15 protein-coding genes are annotated in these 14667 nt (G+C 55.9%); 12 read left to right on the forward strand and 3 right to left on the reverse strand.

Annotation, left to right across the window (positions count from 1 at the left end):
* The first annotated feature begins 77 nt into the window (after positions 1 to 77).
* The 11 genes from leuC to N879_RS01040 all read left to right on the forward strand — a co-directional run bounded on the left by leuC (position 78) and on the right by N879_RS01040 (position 11566).
* Entirely contained in the window at positions 78 to 1481 is a 1404-nt protein-coding gene (gene leuC / locus N879_RS00990; RefSeq protein ID WP_009462151.1) for a 3-isopropylmalate dehydratase large subunit, read from the forward strand.
* 13 nt (positions 1482 to 1494) lie between these two features.
* Entirely contained in the window at positions 1495 to 2139 is a 645-nt protein-coding gene (gene leuD / locus N879_RS00995) for a 3-isopropylmalate dehydratase small subunit (RefSeq protein WP_009462149.1), read from the forward strand.
* Between the two features lie 120 nt (positions 2140 to 2259).
* Positions 2260 to 3336, forward strand: a complete 1077-nt coding sequence (gene leuB, locus N879_RS01000) for a 3-isopropylmalate dehydrogenase (protein ID WP_009462147.1) — start codon at positions 2260 to 2262, stop codon at positions 3334 to 3336.
* Positions 3337 to 3381: 45 nt separating this feature from the next.
* Complete coding sequence (gene asd / locus N879_RS01005; RefSeq protein ID WP_009462145.1) at positions 3382 to 4506, forward strand: aspartate-semialdehyde dehydrogenase; 1125 nt, start codon at positions 3382 to 3384, stop codon at positions 4504 to 4506.
* A gap of 2 nt (positions 4507 to 4508) precedes the next feature.
* Entirely contained in the window at positions 4509 to 5915 is a 1407-nt protein-coding gene (locus N879_RS01010; RefSeq protein WP_021446530.1) for a type IV pilus assembly protein FimV, read from the forward strand.
* 12 nt (positions 5916 to 5927) lie between these two features.
* The gene (gene truA, locus N879_RS01015; RefSeq protein WP_009462143.1) at positions 5928 to 6743 is read left to right on the forward strand and encodes a tRNA pseudouridine(38-40) synthase TruA; all 816 of its coding nucleotides are present in this window, start codon (positions 5928 to 5930) and stop codon (positions 6741 to 6743) included.
* A gap of 184 nt (positions 6744 to 6927) precedes the next feature.
* Complete coding sequence (locus tag N879_RS01020) at positions 6928 to 7545, forward strand: TRAP transporter small permease subunit (protein ID WP_009462141.1); 618 nt, start codon at positions 6928 to 6930, stop codon at positions 7543 to 7545.
* A 2-nt stretch (positions 7546 to 7547) separates the two neighbouring features.
* Positions 7548 to 9221 carry a TRAP transporter large permease gene (locus tag N879_RS01025; RefSeq protein ID WP_021446531.1) on the forward strand — a complete coding sequence of 558 codons (1674 nt, stop codon included), beginning with the start codon at positions 7548 to 7550 and terminating at the stop codon, positions 9219 to 9221.
* A gap of 59 nt (positions 9222 to 9280) precedes the next feature.
* A complete protein-coding gene (locus tag N879_RS01030) occupies positions 9281 to 9943 on the forward strand; it encodes a phosphoribosylanthranilate isomerase (RefSeq protein WP_009462139.1) in 663 nt (220 codons plus the stop codon).
* 97 nt (positions 9944 to 10040) lie between these two features.
* Positions 10041 to 10856: a TlpA disulfide reductase family protein gene (locus N879_RS01035; RefSeq protein WP_009462137.1), complete on the forward strand. Its 816-nt coding sequence runs from the start codon at positions 10041 to 10043 to the stop codon at positions 10854 to 10856.
* Between the two features lie 227 nt (positions 10857 to 11083).
* Positions 11084 to 11566 (forward strand): hypothetical protein, encoded by a 483-nt coding sequence (locus N879_RS01040; RefSeq protein WP_022983149.1) that lies wholly within the window; start codon positions 11084 to 11086, stop codon positions 11564 to 11566.
* A 91-nt stretch (positions 11567 to 11657) separates the two neighbouring features.
* Here the strand turns inward: N879_RS01040 and N879_RS01045 are convergent, their stop codons facing one another.
* Positions 11658 to 12662 (reverse strand): bile acid:sodium symporter family protein, encoded by a 1005-nt coding sequence (locus tag N879_RS01045; protein ID WP_009462133.1) that lies wholly within the window; start codon positions 12660 to 12662, stop codon positions 11658 to 11660.
* An 85-nt stretch (positions 12663 to 12747) separates the two neighbouring features.
* Here N879_RS01045 and N879_RS01050 point away from each other — a divergent pair, with 85 nt between their 5' ends.
* Positions 12748 to 13575 (forward strand): AraC family transcriptional regulator, encoded by an 828-nt coding sequence (locus N879_RS01050; RefSeq protein ID WP_009462131.1) that lies wholly within the window; start codon positions 12748 to 12750, stop codon positions 13573 to 13575.
* Here the strand turns inward: N879_RS01050 and N879_RS01055 are convergent.
* Positions 13524 to 14276 carry a glutamine amidotransferase gene (locus N879_RS01055; protein WP_009462129.1) on the reverse strand — a complete coding sequence of 251 codons (753 nt, stop codon included), beginning with the start codon at positions 14274 to 14276 and terminating at the stop codon, positions 13524 to 13526. The two genes, N879_RS01050 and N879_RS01055, sit on opposite strands and share 52 nt — an antisense overlap.
* Positions 14273 to 14659 carry a fluoride efflux transporter CrcB gene (crcB, locus tag N879_RS01060; RefSeq protein ID WP_009462127.1) on the reverse strand — a complete coding sequence of 129 codons (387 nt, stop codon included), beginning with the start codon at positions 14657 to 14659 and terminating at the stop codon, positions 14273 to 14275. The genes N879_RS01055 and crcB overlap by 4 nt, the downstream gene beginning before the upstream one ends.
* Positions 14660 to 14667: the final 8 nt, after the last annotated feature.

Consider the following 14667-nt stretch of genomic DNA (forward strand, 5'->3'; position numbering starts at 1 on the left):
GCCTGTCATAATAAGAAAAAATTAATGTGCAGCCCGCTCTGTGCGGACTGTAATTTCAACTGAATCGCGAGAGCGCAATGGCAAAAACCTTATACGATAAGTTGTTCGACGAACACGTCGTGCATCAGGACACGGATGGCACCTGTTTGATCTACATTGATCGCCACTTGCTGCATGAAGTGACCAGCCCCCAGGCCTTTGAAGGCTTGACTCTGGCCGGCCGCAAGCCTTGGCGCATCAGTGCCAACCTGGCTGTGGCGGACCACAACGTCCCCACCACCTCCCGCCAGAACGGCATTGAAGACCCGATCTCGCGCCTGCAGGTCGATACCCTGGACGCCAACTGCGAAGAATTCGGCATTACCGAATTCCGCATGAACGACGTGCGTCAGGGCATTGTGCACATTGTCGGCCCTGAGCAGGGCGCGACCTTGCCTGGCATGACCGTGGTTTGTGGTGACTCCCACACCAGCACGCACGGTGCCGTGGGCGCTTTGGCCTTTGGTATTGGTACCTCGGAGGTCGAGCACACGCTGGCCACTCAGACCTTGCTGATGAAGAAAAGCAAAAGCATGCTGATCCAGGTGGACGGCAAGCTGCCTTTTGGCTGTACTGCCAAGGACCTGATCCTGTACGTGATCGGTCAGATCGGTACTGCTGGTGGTACCGGCTACGCCATTGAGTTCGGCGGCTCGGCAATTCGCGCCTTGTCTATGGAAGGCCGCATGACCGTGTGCAATATGGCGATTGAAGCCGGTGCACGTTCAGGCATGGTGGCTGTGGACGAGCAAACCATTCAGTATCTGCGTGGCCGTCCTTACTCGCCCAAAGGTGTGTTGTGGGATCAGGCTGTGGCTTACTGGAACACCTTGCACACTGACGAAGGTGCCGAGTTTGATCGCGTGATTCGCATCGATGCCAGTCAGATCACCCCTCAGTTGACTTGGGGCACCTCGCCTGAAATGGTCTTGCCTATTGACAGCCGCGTACCCGATCCAGAGAAAGAAAAAGACGAAGTCACCCGCAATGGCATGGAGCGTGCATTGGAGTACATGGGCCTGACGCCCAATATGCCCTTGACCGACATCCGTATCGACCGCGTGTTCATTGGCTCCTGTACCAATGCCCGTATCGAGGACTTGCGTGCGGCTGCCAGCGTGGCCAAGGGTCGCAAAGTCGCTTCCAACGTCAAGCAGGCCATGATTGTTCCCGGCTCCGGTCTGGTGAAACGTCAGGCCGAGCAAGAAGGTCTGGACAAGATTTTCCTGAACGCCGGTTTTGAATGGCGTGAGCCTGGTTGCTCCATGTGTCTGGCCATGAACGCTGACCGTCTGGAACCGGGCGAGCGTTGCGCTTCGACCTCCAATCGTAACTTTGAAGGACGTCAGGGGCAGGGTGGTCGTACCCACCTGGTCAGCCCAGCCATGGCAGCGGCTGCCGCCATTGCCGGCCATTTTGTCGACGTGCGTTCGTTCAACTGAGGAAATCCACACCATGCAAGCATTTACTACTCATGAAGGTCTGGTCGCTCCCTTGGATCGGGAGAACGTGGATACGGACTTGATCATCCCCAAGCAGTTCCTCAAATCCATCAAGCGCACCGGCTTTGGCCCCAACTTGTTTGATGAGTTGCGTTATCTGGATCACGGCGAGCCCGGCATGGACAATTCCCGCCGCCCGCTGAACCCGGACTTTGTGCTGAACCAGGACCGCTACCAGGGCGCTTCCGTACTGCTGGCGCGCAAGAACTTTGGTTGTGGCTCCAGCCGTGAGCACGCTCCCTGGGCCTTGATGCAATATGGTTTTCGCGCCATTATCGCGCCGTCTTTTGCCGATATTTTCTTCAACAACAGCTTCAAGAACGGCTTGCTGCCCATCGTCCTGAACGAGCTGGATATTGCCCGCCTGTTCGATGAAGTCAAAGCTTTCCCCGGCTACAAGCTGCGTATTGATCTGGCCGAACAGCGCGTGATCACGCCTGAAGGCCGTGAATTGCCGTTCACTATCGATGCGTCGCGCAAGCACAGCCTCTTGAATGGTCTGGATGAAATTGGCCTGACCTTGCAGAAAGCGGACATGATCCGTCAGTACGAAGCCGAGCGTCTGGCCCGTCACCCCTGGCTGGTTGGTCAGCCTTGAGCCTGGGCGCAGGTTTTGTAGAAGCTTCGCTGTTGCTGCCTTTCCGGGGCAGCCAAGATGCTCCGGCCATCAGGCCGGAGTTCTTCACACTTATTCCCTAATTTTTACGTCCTACTCATCATGACTCATAAAATTGCAGTATTGCCCGGTGATGGCATCGGTCCCGAGATTACCGAACAGGCGCAGCGCGTACTGGGTGCTCTGGGCATGGATCTGGAAATGACCGTGGCTCCCGTGGGCGGCGCCGCTTACGATTTGCACGGCCACCCCCTGCCACCTGAAACGCTGAGCCTGGCTCAAAACTCCGACGCTGTGCTGTTCGGCGCCGTGGGTGACTGGAAATACGACTCGCTGGAGCGTCACCTGCGTCCCGAACAAGCCATTTTGGGTTTGCGTCGTGCCATGGGCCTGTTCGCCAACCTGCGTCCCGCCATCCTGTACCCGCAACTGGCTAACGCCTCTACCTTGAAACCAGAAGTTGTGTCCGGTCTGGATATCCTGATCGTGCGCGAACTGACAGGTGATATTTACTTCGGTCAGCCTCGTGGCGTGCGTACGGTGGAAGAGGGCAACTTCGCGGGCGAGCGTCAGGGCTTTGACACCATGCACTATGCTGAAAGCGAAGTGCGCCGTATCGCTCACGTGGGTTTCCAGGCCGCACAAAAACGTCAGAAGCGCTTGTGCAGCGTGGATAAATCCAATGTGCTGGAAACATCCCAGTTCTGGCGTGACATCATGATTGATGTGGCCCGTGAGTATCCGGACGTGGAATTGAGCCACATGTACGTGGACAATGCCGCCATGCAGTTGGTGCGCGCACCAAAAGAATTTGACGTGATTGTCACAGGCAACCTGTTTGGCGATATCCTATCGGATGAAGCAGCCATGTTGACAGGCTCCATTGGCATGTTGCCTTCGGCATCTCTGAACGCATCCCAGCAAGGTTTGTACGAACCCAGCCACGGCTCGGCACCCGATATCGCCGGTCAGGACAAGGCCAATCCTTTGGCCACCATTTTGTCCGCTGCCATGTTGCTGCGCTACTCGCTCAATGCAGAAGACCAGGCCAAGCGTATCGAAGCGGCGGTTGCCAGCGTGCTCGAACAAGGTTTGCGTACCGGCGACATCTACGAAGACGGTTGCCAATTGCTGAGCACCAGTGCTATGGGGGATGCAGTGCTCAAGGCTTTGCGATAGTATCTTTTATCGTTTTATTTTTTTATATATCCAGGTGGTATTACCATGACTCAAGCGGTAGGTTTGGTCGGCTGGCGTGGGATGGTGGGCTCCGTGCTCATGCAGCGCATGCGCGACGAAGGCGATTTTTCCCTTTTTCAGCCGGTGTTTTTCTCGACTAGCAATGCTGGCGGCGCAGCTCCTTCGTGGGCTGACGGTGCTGGCCCATTGCAGGACGCCCACGATATTGACGCCTTGAAAAAGTTGCCAATTATTGTGACCGCCCAGGGTGGAGATTACACAAGCCAGATCTACCCCAAGCTGCGTGCCGCTGGCTGGAATGGTTTGTGGATTGACGCGGCCAGCACGCTGCGCATGGACGAAAACTCCGTGATCGTGCTGGACCCGATCAACCGTCCTGTTATCGATGCTGCACTGGCCAAAGGTGGCAAGCAGTTCATCGGTGGCAACTGTACGGTTAGCTGCATGCTGATGGGTCTGGGCGGTCTGTTCAACCAGAATCTGGTTGAGTGGATGACCAGCATGACTTACCAGGCTGCTTCCGGTGGTGGCGCACAGCATATGCGCGAACTGCTGACTCAGTTCGGTCTGATCAACCAGTCCGTCTCCAGCCTGCTGGACGATCCCGCATCGGCCATTCTGGATATTGACCGCGGTGTCTTGCAGACACAACGCGACCCCAATCTGCCTCAGAAAAACTTTGGCGTACCCCTGGGCGGTAGCTTGATCCCCTGGATCGACTCCGATCTGGGCAATGGCATGACGCGTGAAGAGTGGAAAGGCGGTGTGGAAACCAACAAAATCCTGGGCCGTGGTGCACAGGACAAGCACATTCCTATCGACGGTCTGTGCGTGCGTATTGGTGCCATGCGCTGCCACAGCCAGGCACTGACCATCAAGCTGACCCGCGATGTTCCGCTGGACGAGATCACCGACATCCTGGCTGAAGGTTCCAAGTGGGCCAAGGTTGTGCCTAACGAGCGTCAAGCCACGGTCCAAGCGCTGACTCCAGTTGCCGTCACCGGCACGCTGGATATCCCTGTGGGCCGTCTGCGCAAGCTGAACATGGGCCCCGAGTACCTGAGCGCCTTCACGGTTGGCGACCAGTTGCTGTGGGGTGCGGCTGAACCGCTGCGCCGCATGTTGCGCATCGCTTTGGGCGAGCTCTAATCATGGCTGGCCGCCTGCATCCTGTACGTACGCTGGGTTCGGCCCTGCTATTGGCCGGGATGCTGGCGGCTGCGCCGGTTTCCGCCCTGGAAATCGGTCATAGTCGTTTTGTGTCGGCTCCTAATCAGGTTTTCAAGCTGGATGTGGGCATTCGACAGATCAGCCCTGAAGAAAGCCTGTCCTTGAAGGTGACACCTGCCCCCTTGTCCGCCTGGCAACAGGCGGGCTTGACCCCTCCGGTTGACTTGGACTCCTTGAAGGCCGTGATCGAGCGGGATGGGCAGGGGCAAGTACGACGCATTCGGTTGTCCTCCGAGCAGATGTTCTCGGGCTCGGTGGCCGATGTGCTCTTGCAGATTCAAAGTGATAGCGGGCAGTTCCTGCATCAGGTCAGCGTACTGGCTCCGGCCCCGGTGGCCGTGAAGGCAGTGGCTCAGCCACAGGCAGCGTATCGGGCACCGGTATCCGTGCAGGCTTCTGCTTCGAGCTCTGCATCCAGTGTGCAGACCCAAAGTGCGGTACGCGTGAAATCGGGTGATACCTTGCATGCCTTGGCGCGCCGCCATGCGGTGGATGGTGTCAGCTCTTATCAGTGGATGATGGCGGTTCAAAAGCAGAACCCGAATGCCTTCATCGACCAGAATATGCATCGCCTGAAGGCGGGCCAAACGCTACAGATTCCTGATGCGGCGGCCATGTTGTCCATTGACGATGCCCAAGCTCGCCGCTTCTATGTTGACCAGGCTCAGGCCTTGCGCTCCGCTGCGCAAGCAGGGCAGGATCAGGCGGATGCGTCTCAAGGTGTAGCACAAACAGGCTCCGGCGAGCCAGGTGCTCAGGTGCAAGGCCAGGATCGTTTGCTATTGTCGGCAGGGGCAGATGCCCGTGACGCCAAACAGCAAATGCAGCACGAGCTGCGCGAGACCGGCGATCGTGTCTCGCAGCTGGAAGAGAATGTCTCCACCCTGGGCCGTGCCTTGCAGTCTCAAGGCGAGGCCGCTAAAGATCTGATCCTGGATTCAGCGCAGGAGCTGGGTCTGGGTGACTCCGGCAGCGATGCTGCTACTGGTAGTACTTCTTCTGGCGCCTCAGGCGCCGCTTCTTCTGCCGCCGTGGCAGGAGCGATTTCCGTGCCGTCCGAGCCCGAACAGGGCAAGATGGCCGGTGCAGTTAACAAGGCAAAAAAGACCGTGTCCTGGATTCAAGAAAATATGTTGGCCGTGATGGCCGTGGTACTGGCGTTGATTGTGGTCCTGGTGACCTGGGTTTTGCGTCGTGCCAATACTGAAAATCGCCATGGCGATGATTCCCCTGCGCCTGTCAGTGAAGCGATGGTTCGGGAAAAGCTGGAAAAAATTAATCTGGACTTGGATCAGCCGCCTTCGGACGAGCCTCCCGTTCGTCAGTAAGGCAAAGCCACCATGAGACGTATTGCATTGGGTGTCTGCTATGAAGGGACGCCCTGGCTGGGTTGGCAAAGTCAGGCCGGTGGCAACACCGTTCAAGATGTTCTGGAGCAGGCACTGGGCCGTTTTACGGCCCAGCCTGTTTCTACGATCTGCGCCGGTCGCACCGACACTGGCGTTCATGCCCTCAATCAAGTGGTTCATCTGGATACGGCTGCCGAGCGCAGCCTGGAGTCGTGGGTACGCGGCTTGAATGCCTTGCTGCCGGACTCTGTATCCGTGCAATGGGCACGCGAAGTGCCGGATGATTTTCATGCCCGCTTCTCGGCCCAAGGCCGTCATTACGTTTATCTGCTGCGCCAGCACCGGGTGCGTTCCCCCTTGTTGCATGGTCGAGTGGCCTGGGTGTTTCGTCCTTTGGACCTGGCTCTGATGCAAGAGGCCGCCCAGCACCTGGTGGGCGAACATGATTTCAGCGCGTTTCGTTCCTCGCAATGCCAGGCGGCCAGTCCGGTGCGCACCATGTCGCAGATTCGGATTGAACAGCAGGGCGACTTTTTCCTGTTCCGTTTCAGCGCCAATGCCTTTTTACATCACATGATCCGCAATCTGATGGGCATGCTGATTTATATCGGCCAAGGCCGTCAGCCGCCTGATTGGGTGCTGCATTTATTGGCACAGCGCGATCGCCGCTTGTCAGCCCCGACTTTCGATGCCAGTGGCCTGTATCTGGCCGGGGTGGATTACCCCAAGCAGTTCGATATTCCCGCCAGCAATCCCTACGATTTGCTCTATGAGTTAAGTGGATTGCGTTTTGGTGAAACGGCCTGAAAAAATCATGATTTAGTCCGTTTCTAAAGGGTTTATCCCCGGTATTCGAACCGGCTTCACATGCTTCAATCGTATAAAATGTGAAGCCATTTTCTTCTCTTACATTCTTATCTGTATAAGGCCGACCACCTTCGAGCATTAGCCACAAGCGAATCCTGAAGGCGACCATATCCTGAGCAAGGCCATGAAATTCTTCTTACGATTGTCTAGTTTGATCGACCGTCTGAATACGGTCGTTGGTAAGTCCGTGACTTGGCTGACCCTGATCGTGGTGTTGGTCAGTGCGATTAACGCTGTAGTACGCAAGGTCTACGGCGTCAGTTCCAATCAGTGGCTGGAATTGCAGTGGTATTTGTTCGGTGCAATTTTCTTGCTGGCCGCTGGTTATACCTTCTTTGTGAACGAGCATGTTCGGGTGGATGCCCTGGCGGAACGTTTTCCGCCGCGCGTTCAGATCTGGATCGATATTATCGGCGTGATCTTTTTTCTCCTGCCCGCGACCTTGCTGATTTTCTGGCTCTCGATTCCATTTTTTGAGCAGTCCTACGTGCTTAACGAGCAGTCTTCCAATACGGGGGGGCTGGTACGTTGGCCGGTCAAGTTGCTGATTCCCGTCGGCTTTGCTCTGTTAGCGTTGGCAGGGGTATCCCACTTGATCAAATGCATAGGCTTTTTGCTTGGTGCCTGTCCTAATCCTTTATTAAGGAATGGCGGACTGAGTGCAGAAGAAGAACTTGCCCAGGAGATTCGCGAGATGGCCCAGGCAAATGAAGCGACAACCTCTGTTTCCAAGGGCCAGTAATAATGGAATTTCTCGTTGATAATCTGGCTCCGATCATGTTTTTTAACTTGATCGTATTTTTGCTATTGGGCTTTCCCGTTACCTTCACCTTGTCGGCAATCGGAATTTTGTACGGCCTGGTTGCCATTGAACTGGACATGATGCAGCCGGCCTTGTTCCAGGCCTTGCCTCAACGTGTATTTGGTATTGTCGAGAACGATACCTTGTTGGCGGTTCCCTTCTTTACCTTGATGGGCCTGATATTAGAGCGATCAGGCATGGCAGAGGATCTGCTCGATACCATTGGCCAGCTCTTTGGGCCTTTGCGTGGTGGTTTGGCAATTGCTGTGGTGCTGGTCGGTGCCATGCTGGCAGCTACAACGGGTGTGGTGTCGGCCTCCGTCATCTCCATGGGCCTGATCTCCTTGCCCATCATGCTGCGCTACGGCTATGACCGCAAGCTGGCAACCGGGGTGATTGCCGCCTCAGGCACCTTGTCGCAAATCATCCCGCCCTCCATCGTGCTGATCATTCTGGCTGACCAACTGGGCCGCTCCATCGGTGATATGTACCGTGGCGCCATGCTGCCGGGTCTGCTGCTGGTAGCGATCTACATTCTGTACATTGTGGTGATGTCTTACATCAAGCCCAAGTCGGCTCCCGCCTTGCCACCCGAGGCCCGTGTGTATGTAGAGCCTAACGGCAGTCGTGGTTTGACTTCGCTGATCGCCTTGACGATTGTGGCCTCGGCCGTGGCGTATTTCGGCTCGCAGCATTACTTTGCCACGCATCCCAATATCCCGATGGACGAGCACATTGTCGTGCTGCTGCTGTTGTGGGGCGTAACGGCCTGGGTGATCGCGCTGATCAACAAGCTGCTCAAGCTGAAAATGCTGTCCAAGATCGCCGAGCGTGTGGTCTTTGTGATGGTGCCCCCGCTGTTCCTGATCTTCCTGGTGCTGGGTACGATCTTTATTGGGGTGGCAACGCCCACAGAGGGTGGGGCGATGGGGGCGGTCGGTGCCATCATCATGGCGGTATCTCGCGGCCGCCTGTCCTGGAAGCTGCTGCGTCAGGCCATGGAATCGACGACCCGCCTGTCCTGCTTCGTGGTCTTCATTCTGGTGGGTTCGACCGTCTTTAGCCTGAGCTTCCGTGGCATTAATGGCGATCTGTGGGTGGAACACCTCTTGATCGACATGCCCGGTGGCGAGTGGGGCTTCCTGATTATCGTCAGTATCCTGACCTTTCTGCTGGCTTTCTTCCTGGACTTCTTTGAGCTGGCCTTCATTATTGTGCCGCTGCTCGGGCCGATTGCCGACAAGATGGGCATTGACCTGATCTGGTTCGGTGTCTTGCTGGCGGTCAATATGCAGACCTCCTTCATGCACCCGCCCTTTGGTTTTGCGCTGTTCTTCCTGCGTTCGGTGGCCCCCAAAGAGGACTACACCGACAAGGTGACGGGCGAGCGCATCAAGCGTGTGGCCACAACGGATATTTACTGGGGCTCGGTACCGTTTATTATCATTCAGTTGTTGATGGTGGCAACGGTACTGGTCTTCCCCGGACTGGTTACGCACTATAAGCACGGCGAAGTTCTGCTGGAGGATTCGCAAATCCAGTTTGGTACGGAATCGACTTACGGTTCTGACAGCTACGGATTTGGAACGGATGACGCGGCCAGCAGTTTCCAATAAGCTTATTTCATGATTCACACGGGGGCATCTGGCCCCCGTTTTTTATTCAAGGATGTGTGATGTTCAGCCGTACCCGAGTCAAGATTTGTGGCTTTACCCGAGCGCAGGATATTGATGCTGCCGTGCAGTTGGGCGCGGATGCGGTGGGTTTTGTCTTTTACCCGAAAAGTGCCCGTATGCTGAGTACGGAGCAGGCTGTTGCCCTGCGCGCCCGTGTGCCGGCGTTTGTGCAGGCAGTCAGCCTGTTTGTGAATGCGTCCGAGAGCTTTGTTCGGGAAATTCTGGAACAGGTGCAACCGGACTTGCTGCAATTTCACGGTGAAGAAAGCCCGGAAGAATGCCGTCGCTACGCGCATCCGTATATCAAGGCTTTCCGAGTCGGTGCGCCTGGTCTGGATACAGTGGATGGCCTGCTGGAACAATGCTTGAAGTATCAGGATGCCCGTGCCTGGTTGATGGATGGTTATCACGATGCCTATGGCGGCACCGGTACGGCTTTTGATCCGGAGCTGATTCAGGGGCTGCAGGCGTGTCTGGAAGGCCATGACGGGCTGCCGCCGCTGGTCCTTGCCGGAGGCATGCGTATCGACAATGTGGCCGAACGAGTCGCCTTGCATCGCCCCTATGCGATTGATGTCAGCAGTGGAGTCGAGCTGGAACCGGGCATCAAATGCAAAATGAAAATGGGCCAATTCATGCAGATTTTGAGTAGCGCCTCCTGATTGAGGGAATCTTTTAGCAGCGACGCTGTCTGTACTTATTGCCCCGACCCGCTTATGGCGGGTCGATCTTTATTTGGTCTTGTCAGGATTTATGTTTATGCAAAGCATACAGCTCGGTCCCTTTACCTTTGCCACGTCTCTATTTGCTTTTATGGTCGCGGCATTGCTGGGGCTGTTTCTGGCCGCCTGGCTGGATAGACGCAAGCAGACCCGAGCCGAATCGGTGCTGTGGCGCGCGATGATTCTGGGTGTGCTGGTCGGTCGTTTGGGTTTTCTGATCCAGCAATGGCAGTTCTATCAAAGCGAACCCTTGAGCTGGCTGGATTTGCGCGACGGCGGTCTGATGATTCCGGCAGCCGTGACGGCAGGCTGGTTCTATGTGCTGTGGCGCGTGCTGCGTGACAAGGCCGTTTTGCCTGCTGTATCGGGAGGGTTGGCCGTTGGTGTTGCGGCATTTTCGCTAATCATGGTCGCGACAGGGCGAGGGGGAGTGGAAACCGCCATGCCATTGCCCGAGATAGACTTGATCCCTATGCAGCTTGATGTCAGTGCGCCGGAAAATCTGGATTTGTATAAAGGCAAGGTCACGGTCGTTAACTTGTGGGCCAGCTGGTGTCCTCCGTGCCGCCGCGAAATGCCTGCCTTCAAGCAAGTGCAATCCACCCGGTCCGACGTGAATATCGTGTTTGCGAACCAGGGCGAGGAACTGGCCGAGATCCAGAAGTACCTGATAGACGAGAATCTGGAGCTGGATAATATGTGGCGCGACCCGCAAATGCAGCTGGGCCAGGCCGTGCGCAGCCGTGGCTTGCCTACCACCTTGTTTTTGGACGAGCAGGGACGTTTGGTGGATGTCCGAGCCGGGGAGTTGTCTGCTGCAACCTTGAACGACAAGATCAATAAGCTGAAATAGAAATATTTTGCTGCTATTGATTCCGGTTTTTTCTTTTTATTTTTGACTGTTTTTTATTTTTTTGAATAAACAAGTTTTTATTCAAATAATATAAAGATGCTAATTAGGCTGTCGCCTTGTTTTCAATTAGTTAATTCAATCGATAATCAAGCTTGGTTTCAGGTTTTTAACAGAATTCGACTGCTACTATAGGCCCTTGTTTTTTATCTGTTTACAAGGGTTTAGCCATGAATTTGACAGAGAAAGGAACGAAGACGGCGAAGCTTTCAGCGTCCGATAGAATTATCTATGCAGATAATCACCTGATCCATGGGCCAGATGATATTACGGCTTATATGAAAGGGGTGTGTTATGACGCCGCTGCTTATATGCGTTATTTATATAATGCGAAAATCAGTTTTGATCAGCTGACTTCCATTTCGGCGCAGAACTGGCTGCCGGTATTCAAGTTTGCTGAAGGCAGAATGTGGGATGGTCGGAATTCCTTGCCTGGCGGCAAGGCCATTGGCTTTTGTCGAGTCAAGGGCATGGAGTTCTTCCATGCTGCCGTCGCGGTTGGAGGGACCGAAATTCGGGCGATCAATGGCGGTTTGCTGGGAGCAGGTTGGCTACATCCGGTCGATTTGCGCAAGGTGCTCACTCAAAAAAATCCCGATGGCTCGTTCAAGTACGACGGCACCGATATCTTTGTCTACATCTCGAATCTATGAATAAAGAAACCGGCATCAAGCCGGTTTCTTTTTGTGCCGCTGTCTCCAAAGCAAGCCCCACGTGTCGGGGGCTGCTGACGATGGAGTGCTATCAGGCCTTTTGCAAGCTGATCGCTTCCTCAGGAGTCTCAGGCCGTTGCGCATACTTATTCGCAATGAATGCACAAGCCATCAACTGGATCTGGTGGAAGATCATGATGGGCAGCAGGGCTGGGCCAATGGCGGCGCCAGTAAACAGCACTTGGGCCATAGGTACGCCAGTGGCCAGACTTTTCTTGGAGCCACCGAAGACAATCGTGATTTCGTCTTCTTTATTGAAGCCCAGCTTGCGGGCCAGCCAGGTGGTCAGGAACAGGATGATGGCCAGCAAGACCAGGCAGACTACGGCCAGGATAGCCAGGGACTTGGGCGGTACGGTTTGCCACAGGCCACCAATCACCGAGGCGCTGAAAGCGGTGTAGACCACCAGCAAGATGGAGGACTGGTCCACGCTGCGCAGCCATTTACGGTTGCGATCCATCCATTTGCCAATCAGGGGGCGCATCAAGTGGCCGACCACAAAAGGCAACAACAATTGCAGGCTGATCTTCTTGATGGCGTCCAGGGTCGAAGTGGCCGAACCACCGTCTGCATCAAGCAGCAGTTTCAACAAGACGGGGGTGAGCACAATACCGATCAGGCTGGAGGCCGAGGCGCTGCAAATCGCGGCAGGCACGTTACCGCGAGCAATCGAGGTAAAGGCAATGGCCGATTGCACGGTGCCGGGCAGGGCGCACATGTACAGAATGCCCACAAATAAGGGCATGCCCAGCAATGGCAGCAAGATGGGCTTGGACAGCAGGCCCAGCAGGGGGAACATGACAAAGGTGCAGCCAAAGACCAGCAGGTGCAAACGCCAGTGGGTGGCCCCAGCAATGATGGCTTCGCGGGATAGCTTGGCCCCGTGCATGAAAAACAGCAGGGCAATCGCCAGGCCAGTGATCACGTCAAAGAACACCGCACCTTGGCCGTAGGCGGGAAAGAAACTTGCCAGTGCCACTACGCCGATCAGGATCAGGGTGAAGTTGTCAAAAAGCAGTCGCAGTTGAGAGAACATGGGTTTGTTAGAGGCTTGAAAGGCTTGCGTTATGAAAGGCCTCACTTTACCGTAGACCTTTTTGGGGGTTTATCGCTAAACGGATATGGATTATCGACAAACGGACATTCTGATGCCTGCGGAGCGAATTCCGGAGAGTTTGCAGCAGTTGCGCTATCTACCCAGGCCTTTATATGGTCAGGAGCGTACCTTGCCCAATCAGGCCATTGCCCGCCCACACCGGCATCCCTGGGTGCAGTTTTCCTATGCGCTGACGGGGGTGATCGAAGTGCGTACTGCCAGCGGGCATTTCATGGCGCCGCCTCAGCAGGCGGTGTGGGTGCCTGCGGGTGTGGAACATGGGGTGCGTAGCTCGCCTGATGCGCAGATTCGTAGTCTTTATATTGATGTCAGCGCCTTGCCAGAGGCCCCTACGGTGTGTCGAGTGGTTGTGGTAGACCGCTTGCTGCGTGAACTGATACGCGAGTTCAGCCTTTTGCCTGTGCTGTACGAGCGTGAGGGGGCGCAGGGGCGTCTGGTGCAGGTCCTGCTGGATCGTTTGCTGGCGGCGCCTGAAAGTGGCCTGATTCTGCCTTGGCCTTCGGACCCGCGTCTTTTGCAGGTCTGCGAACAATTGCAGGCCCAGCCTTCGGGCGATTGGAGTTTGCAGGATTTGGCAGAGCAACAGGGTTTGTCAGAAAAAACCCTGAGCCGTCTGTTTCGTCAGCAGACCGGGCTGACGTTCCGGGTCTGGCGTCAGCGACTGCGCGTCATGAGTGCCTTGCCTTTGCTGGAGCGGCAAGAGCGTGTCACTGATGTTGCGTTAGCTTGTGGCTATGAAAGCATGTCGGCCTTTGTGGCGGCTTTTCGGGATTTGATGGGTCAAACGCCCGGCGAGTTTTTCCGTCGGCCATTAGGGCCGCTGGACGAGTAAGCCTGTACAAAATTGCACAGCAGACGATGGGCGTCGGGCGTGTCCTGAATAGGGTCTGCCAGTGTTTGGGGATCTATGCCTTGGGCTCGCCAGGATTCGGCCTTGCGTAGCACGCAGTAACGTAGCAGGCCGGCAAAAAATTCAGGGTGAAACTGAATCGACCACTGCGCGGGGCCATAACGCAATATTTGATGCGGATCATGCGCAGAGCTGCCCAGTATTTCCACATGCTCGGGCAAGCTCAATACGCTTTGTTGGTGCGTCAGCAGGGCAGGAAATTGCATGGGCAGATTGGCAAGCAGTTCATGCTCGTGGGCCTGCTCGGACAAGTGAATGGGCAGGTAGCCGACCTCGGCCCCCTTGGGGTGGTAATCCACGCGCCCGCCCAAGGCGTGGGCCATTAACTGATGGCCGTAGCAAATACCCAGCAAAGGCATTTGTGTCTGATAGCGTTCCCGAATCCAGGCGGCCAGGTTTTCACTCCAGTCCAGTTTGTCGGTGACCATGTTCCAGGAACCACTGATTACCACCGGGTCGGGGCAGTCCGGCGCTGGCAGGGCATCATCCTGATGGACTCGCCAGGTGTGGACATTGACATCCAGGGGCTGCAAAGCGCGTTTGAACCAGGCATTCTGGTTGCCAAAACGCTGCTCGACATCAGGAGGAGGGGAGCCGGCCTGAAGAAAATGGACGTCTATCATGCTTGCCCCCGAAACAGGCTCCACGTGGCCATGCCCAGACCCAGCATGAGCAGGGAACCGGCAACGTGGATGGCAATGCCGCCCATGGCCCACAGATAACGCTGCTGCATCATCAAGGTCATGATCTCGGCGGAAAAGGTGGAAAAAGTGGTCAGGCCACCCAGAAAGCCCGTCATGACGAACATGCGCCAGCCTTCGTGACCCAGGCCCAAGCCGCTGAAATAGGCCATTGCGATACCCATTAAATAGCCGCCAATCAAGTTAGCCAGCAAAGTACCGGGGGGCAGGGTGGGGAACAGGGCATTCAAAGCCTGACTCAGGAACCAACGCGCCAATGCGCCCAGGGCACCACCGGCGGCAATATACAGCATGGCTACGGGCATGAAGAGCC

The organism is Alcaligenes sp. EGD-AK7, assembly GCF_000465875.3.
In the GTDB taxonomy this organism is placed as follows: domain Bacteria; phylum Pseudomonadota; class Gammaproteobacteria; order Burkholderiales; family Burkholderiaceae_B; genus Alcaligenes; species Alcaligenes phenolicus.

Excerpts from the sequence above, each read along its gene's own strand:
- truA (WP_009462143.1), top strand. The coding sequence starts at position 5,928 with ATGAGACGTATTGCATTGGGTGTCTGCTATGAAGGGACGCCCTGGCTG.
- leuD (WP_009462149.1), top strand. The coding sequence starts at position 1,495 with ATGCAAGCATTTACTACTCATGAAGGTCTGGTCGCTCCCTTGGATCGG.
- N879_RS01055 (WP_009462129.1), bottom strand. The coding sequence starts at position 14,276 with ATGATAGACGTCCATTTTCTTCAGGCCGGCTCCCCTCCTCCTGATGTC.
- N879_RS01010 (WP_021446530.1), top strand. The coding sequence starts at position 4,509 with ATGGCTGGCCGCCTGCATCCTGTACGTACGCTGGGTTCGGCCCTGCTA.
- N879_RS01040 (WP_022983149.1), top strand. The coding sequence starts at position 11,084 with ATGAATTTGACAGAGAAAGGAACGAAGACGGCGAAGCTTTCAGCGTCC.
- N879_RS01025 (WP_021446531.1), top strand. The coding sequence starts at position 7,548 with ATGGAATTTCTCGTTGATAATCTGGCTCCGATCATGTTTTTTAACTTG.
- asd (WP_009462145.1), top strand. The coding sequence starts at position 3,382 with ATGACTCAAGCGGTAGGTTTGGTCGGCTGGCGTGGGATGGTGGGCTCC.
- leuB (WP_009462147.1), top strand. The coding sequence starts at position 2,260 with ATGACTCATAAAATTGCAGTATTGCCCGGTGATGGCATCGGTCCCGAG.
- N879_RS01035 (WP_009462137.1), top strand. The coding sequence starts at position 10,041 with ATGCAAAGCATACAGCTCGGTCCCTTTACCTTTGCCACGTCTCTATTT.
- N879_RS01045 (WP_009462133.1), bottom strand. The coding sequence starts at position 12,662 with ATGTTCTCTCAACTGCGACTGCTTTTTGACAACTTCACCCTGATCCTG.
- leuC (WP_009462151.1), top strand. The coding sequence starts at position 78 with ATGGCAAAAACCTTATACGATAAGTTGTTCGACGAACACGTCGTGCAT.
- N879_RS01020 (WP_009462141.1), top strand. The coding sequence starts at position 6,928 with ATGAAATTCTTCTTACGATTGTCTAGTTTGATCGACCGTCTGAATACG.
- N879_RS01050 (WP_009462131.1), top strand. The coding sequence starts at position 12,748 with ATGGATTATCGACAAACGGACATTCTGATGCCTGCGGAGCGAATTCCG.
- crcB (WP_009462127.1), bottom strand. The coding sequence starts at position 14,659 with ATGCCCGTAGCCATGCTGTATATTGCCGCCGGTGGTGCCCTGGGCGCA.
- N879_RS01030 (WP_009462139.1), top strand. The coding sequence starts at position 9,281 with ATGTTCAGCCGTACCCGAGTCAAGATTTGTGGCTTTACCCGAGCGCAG.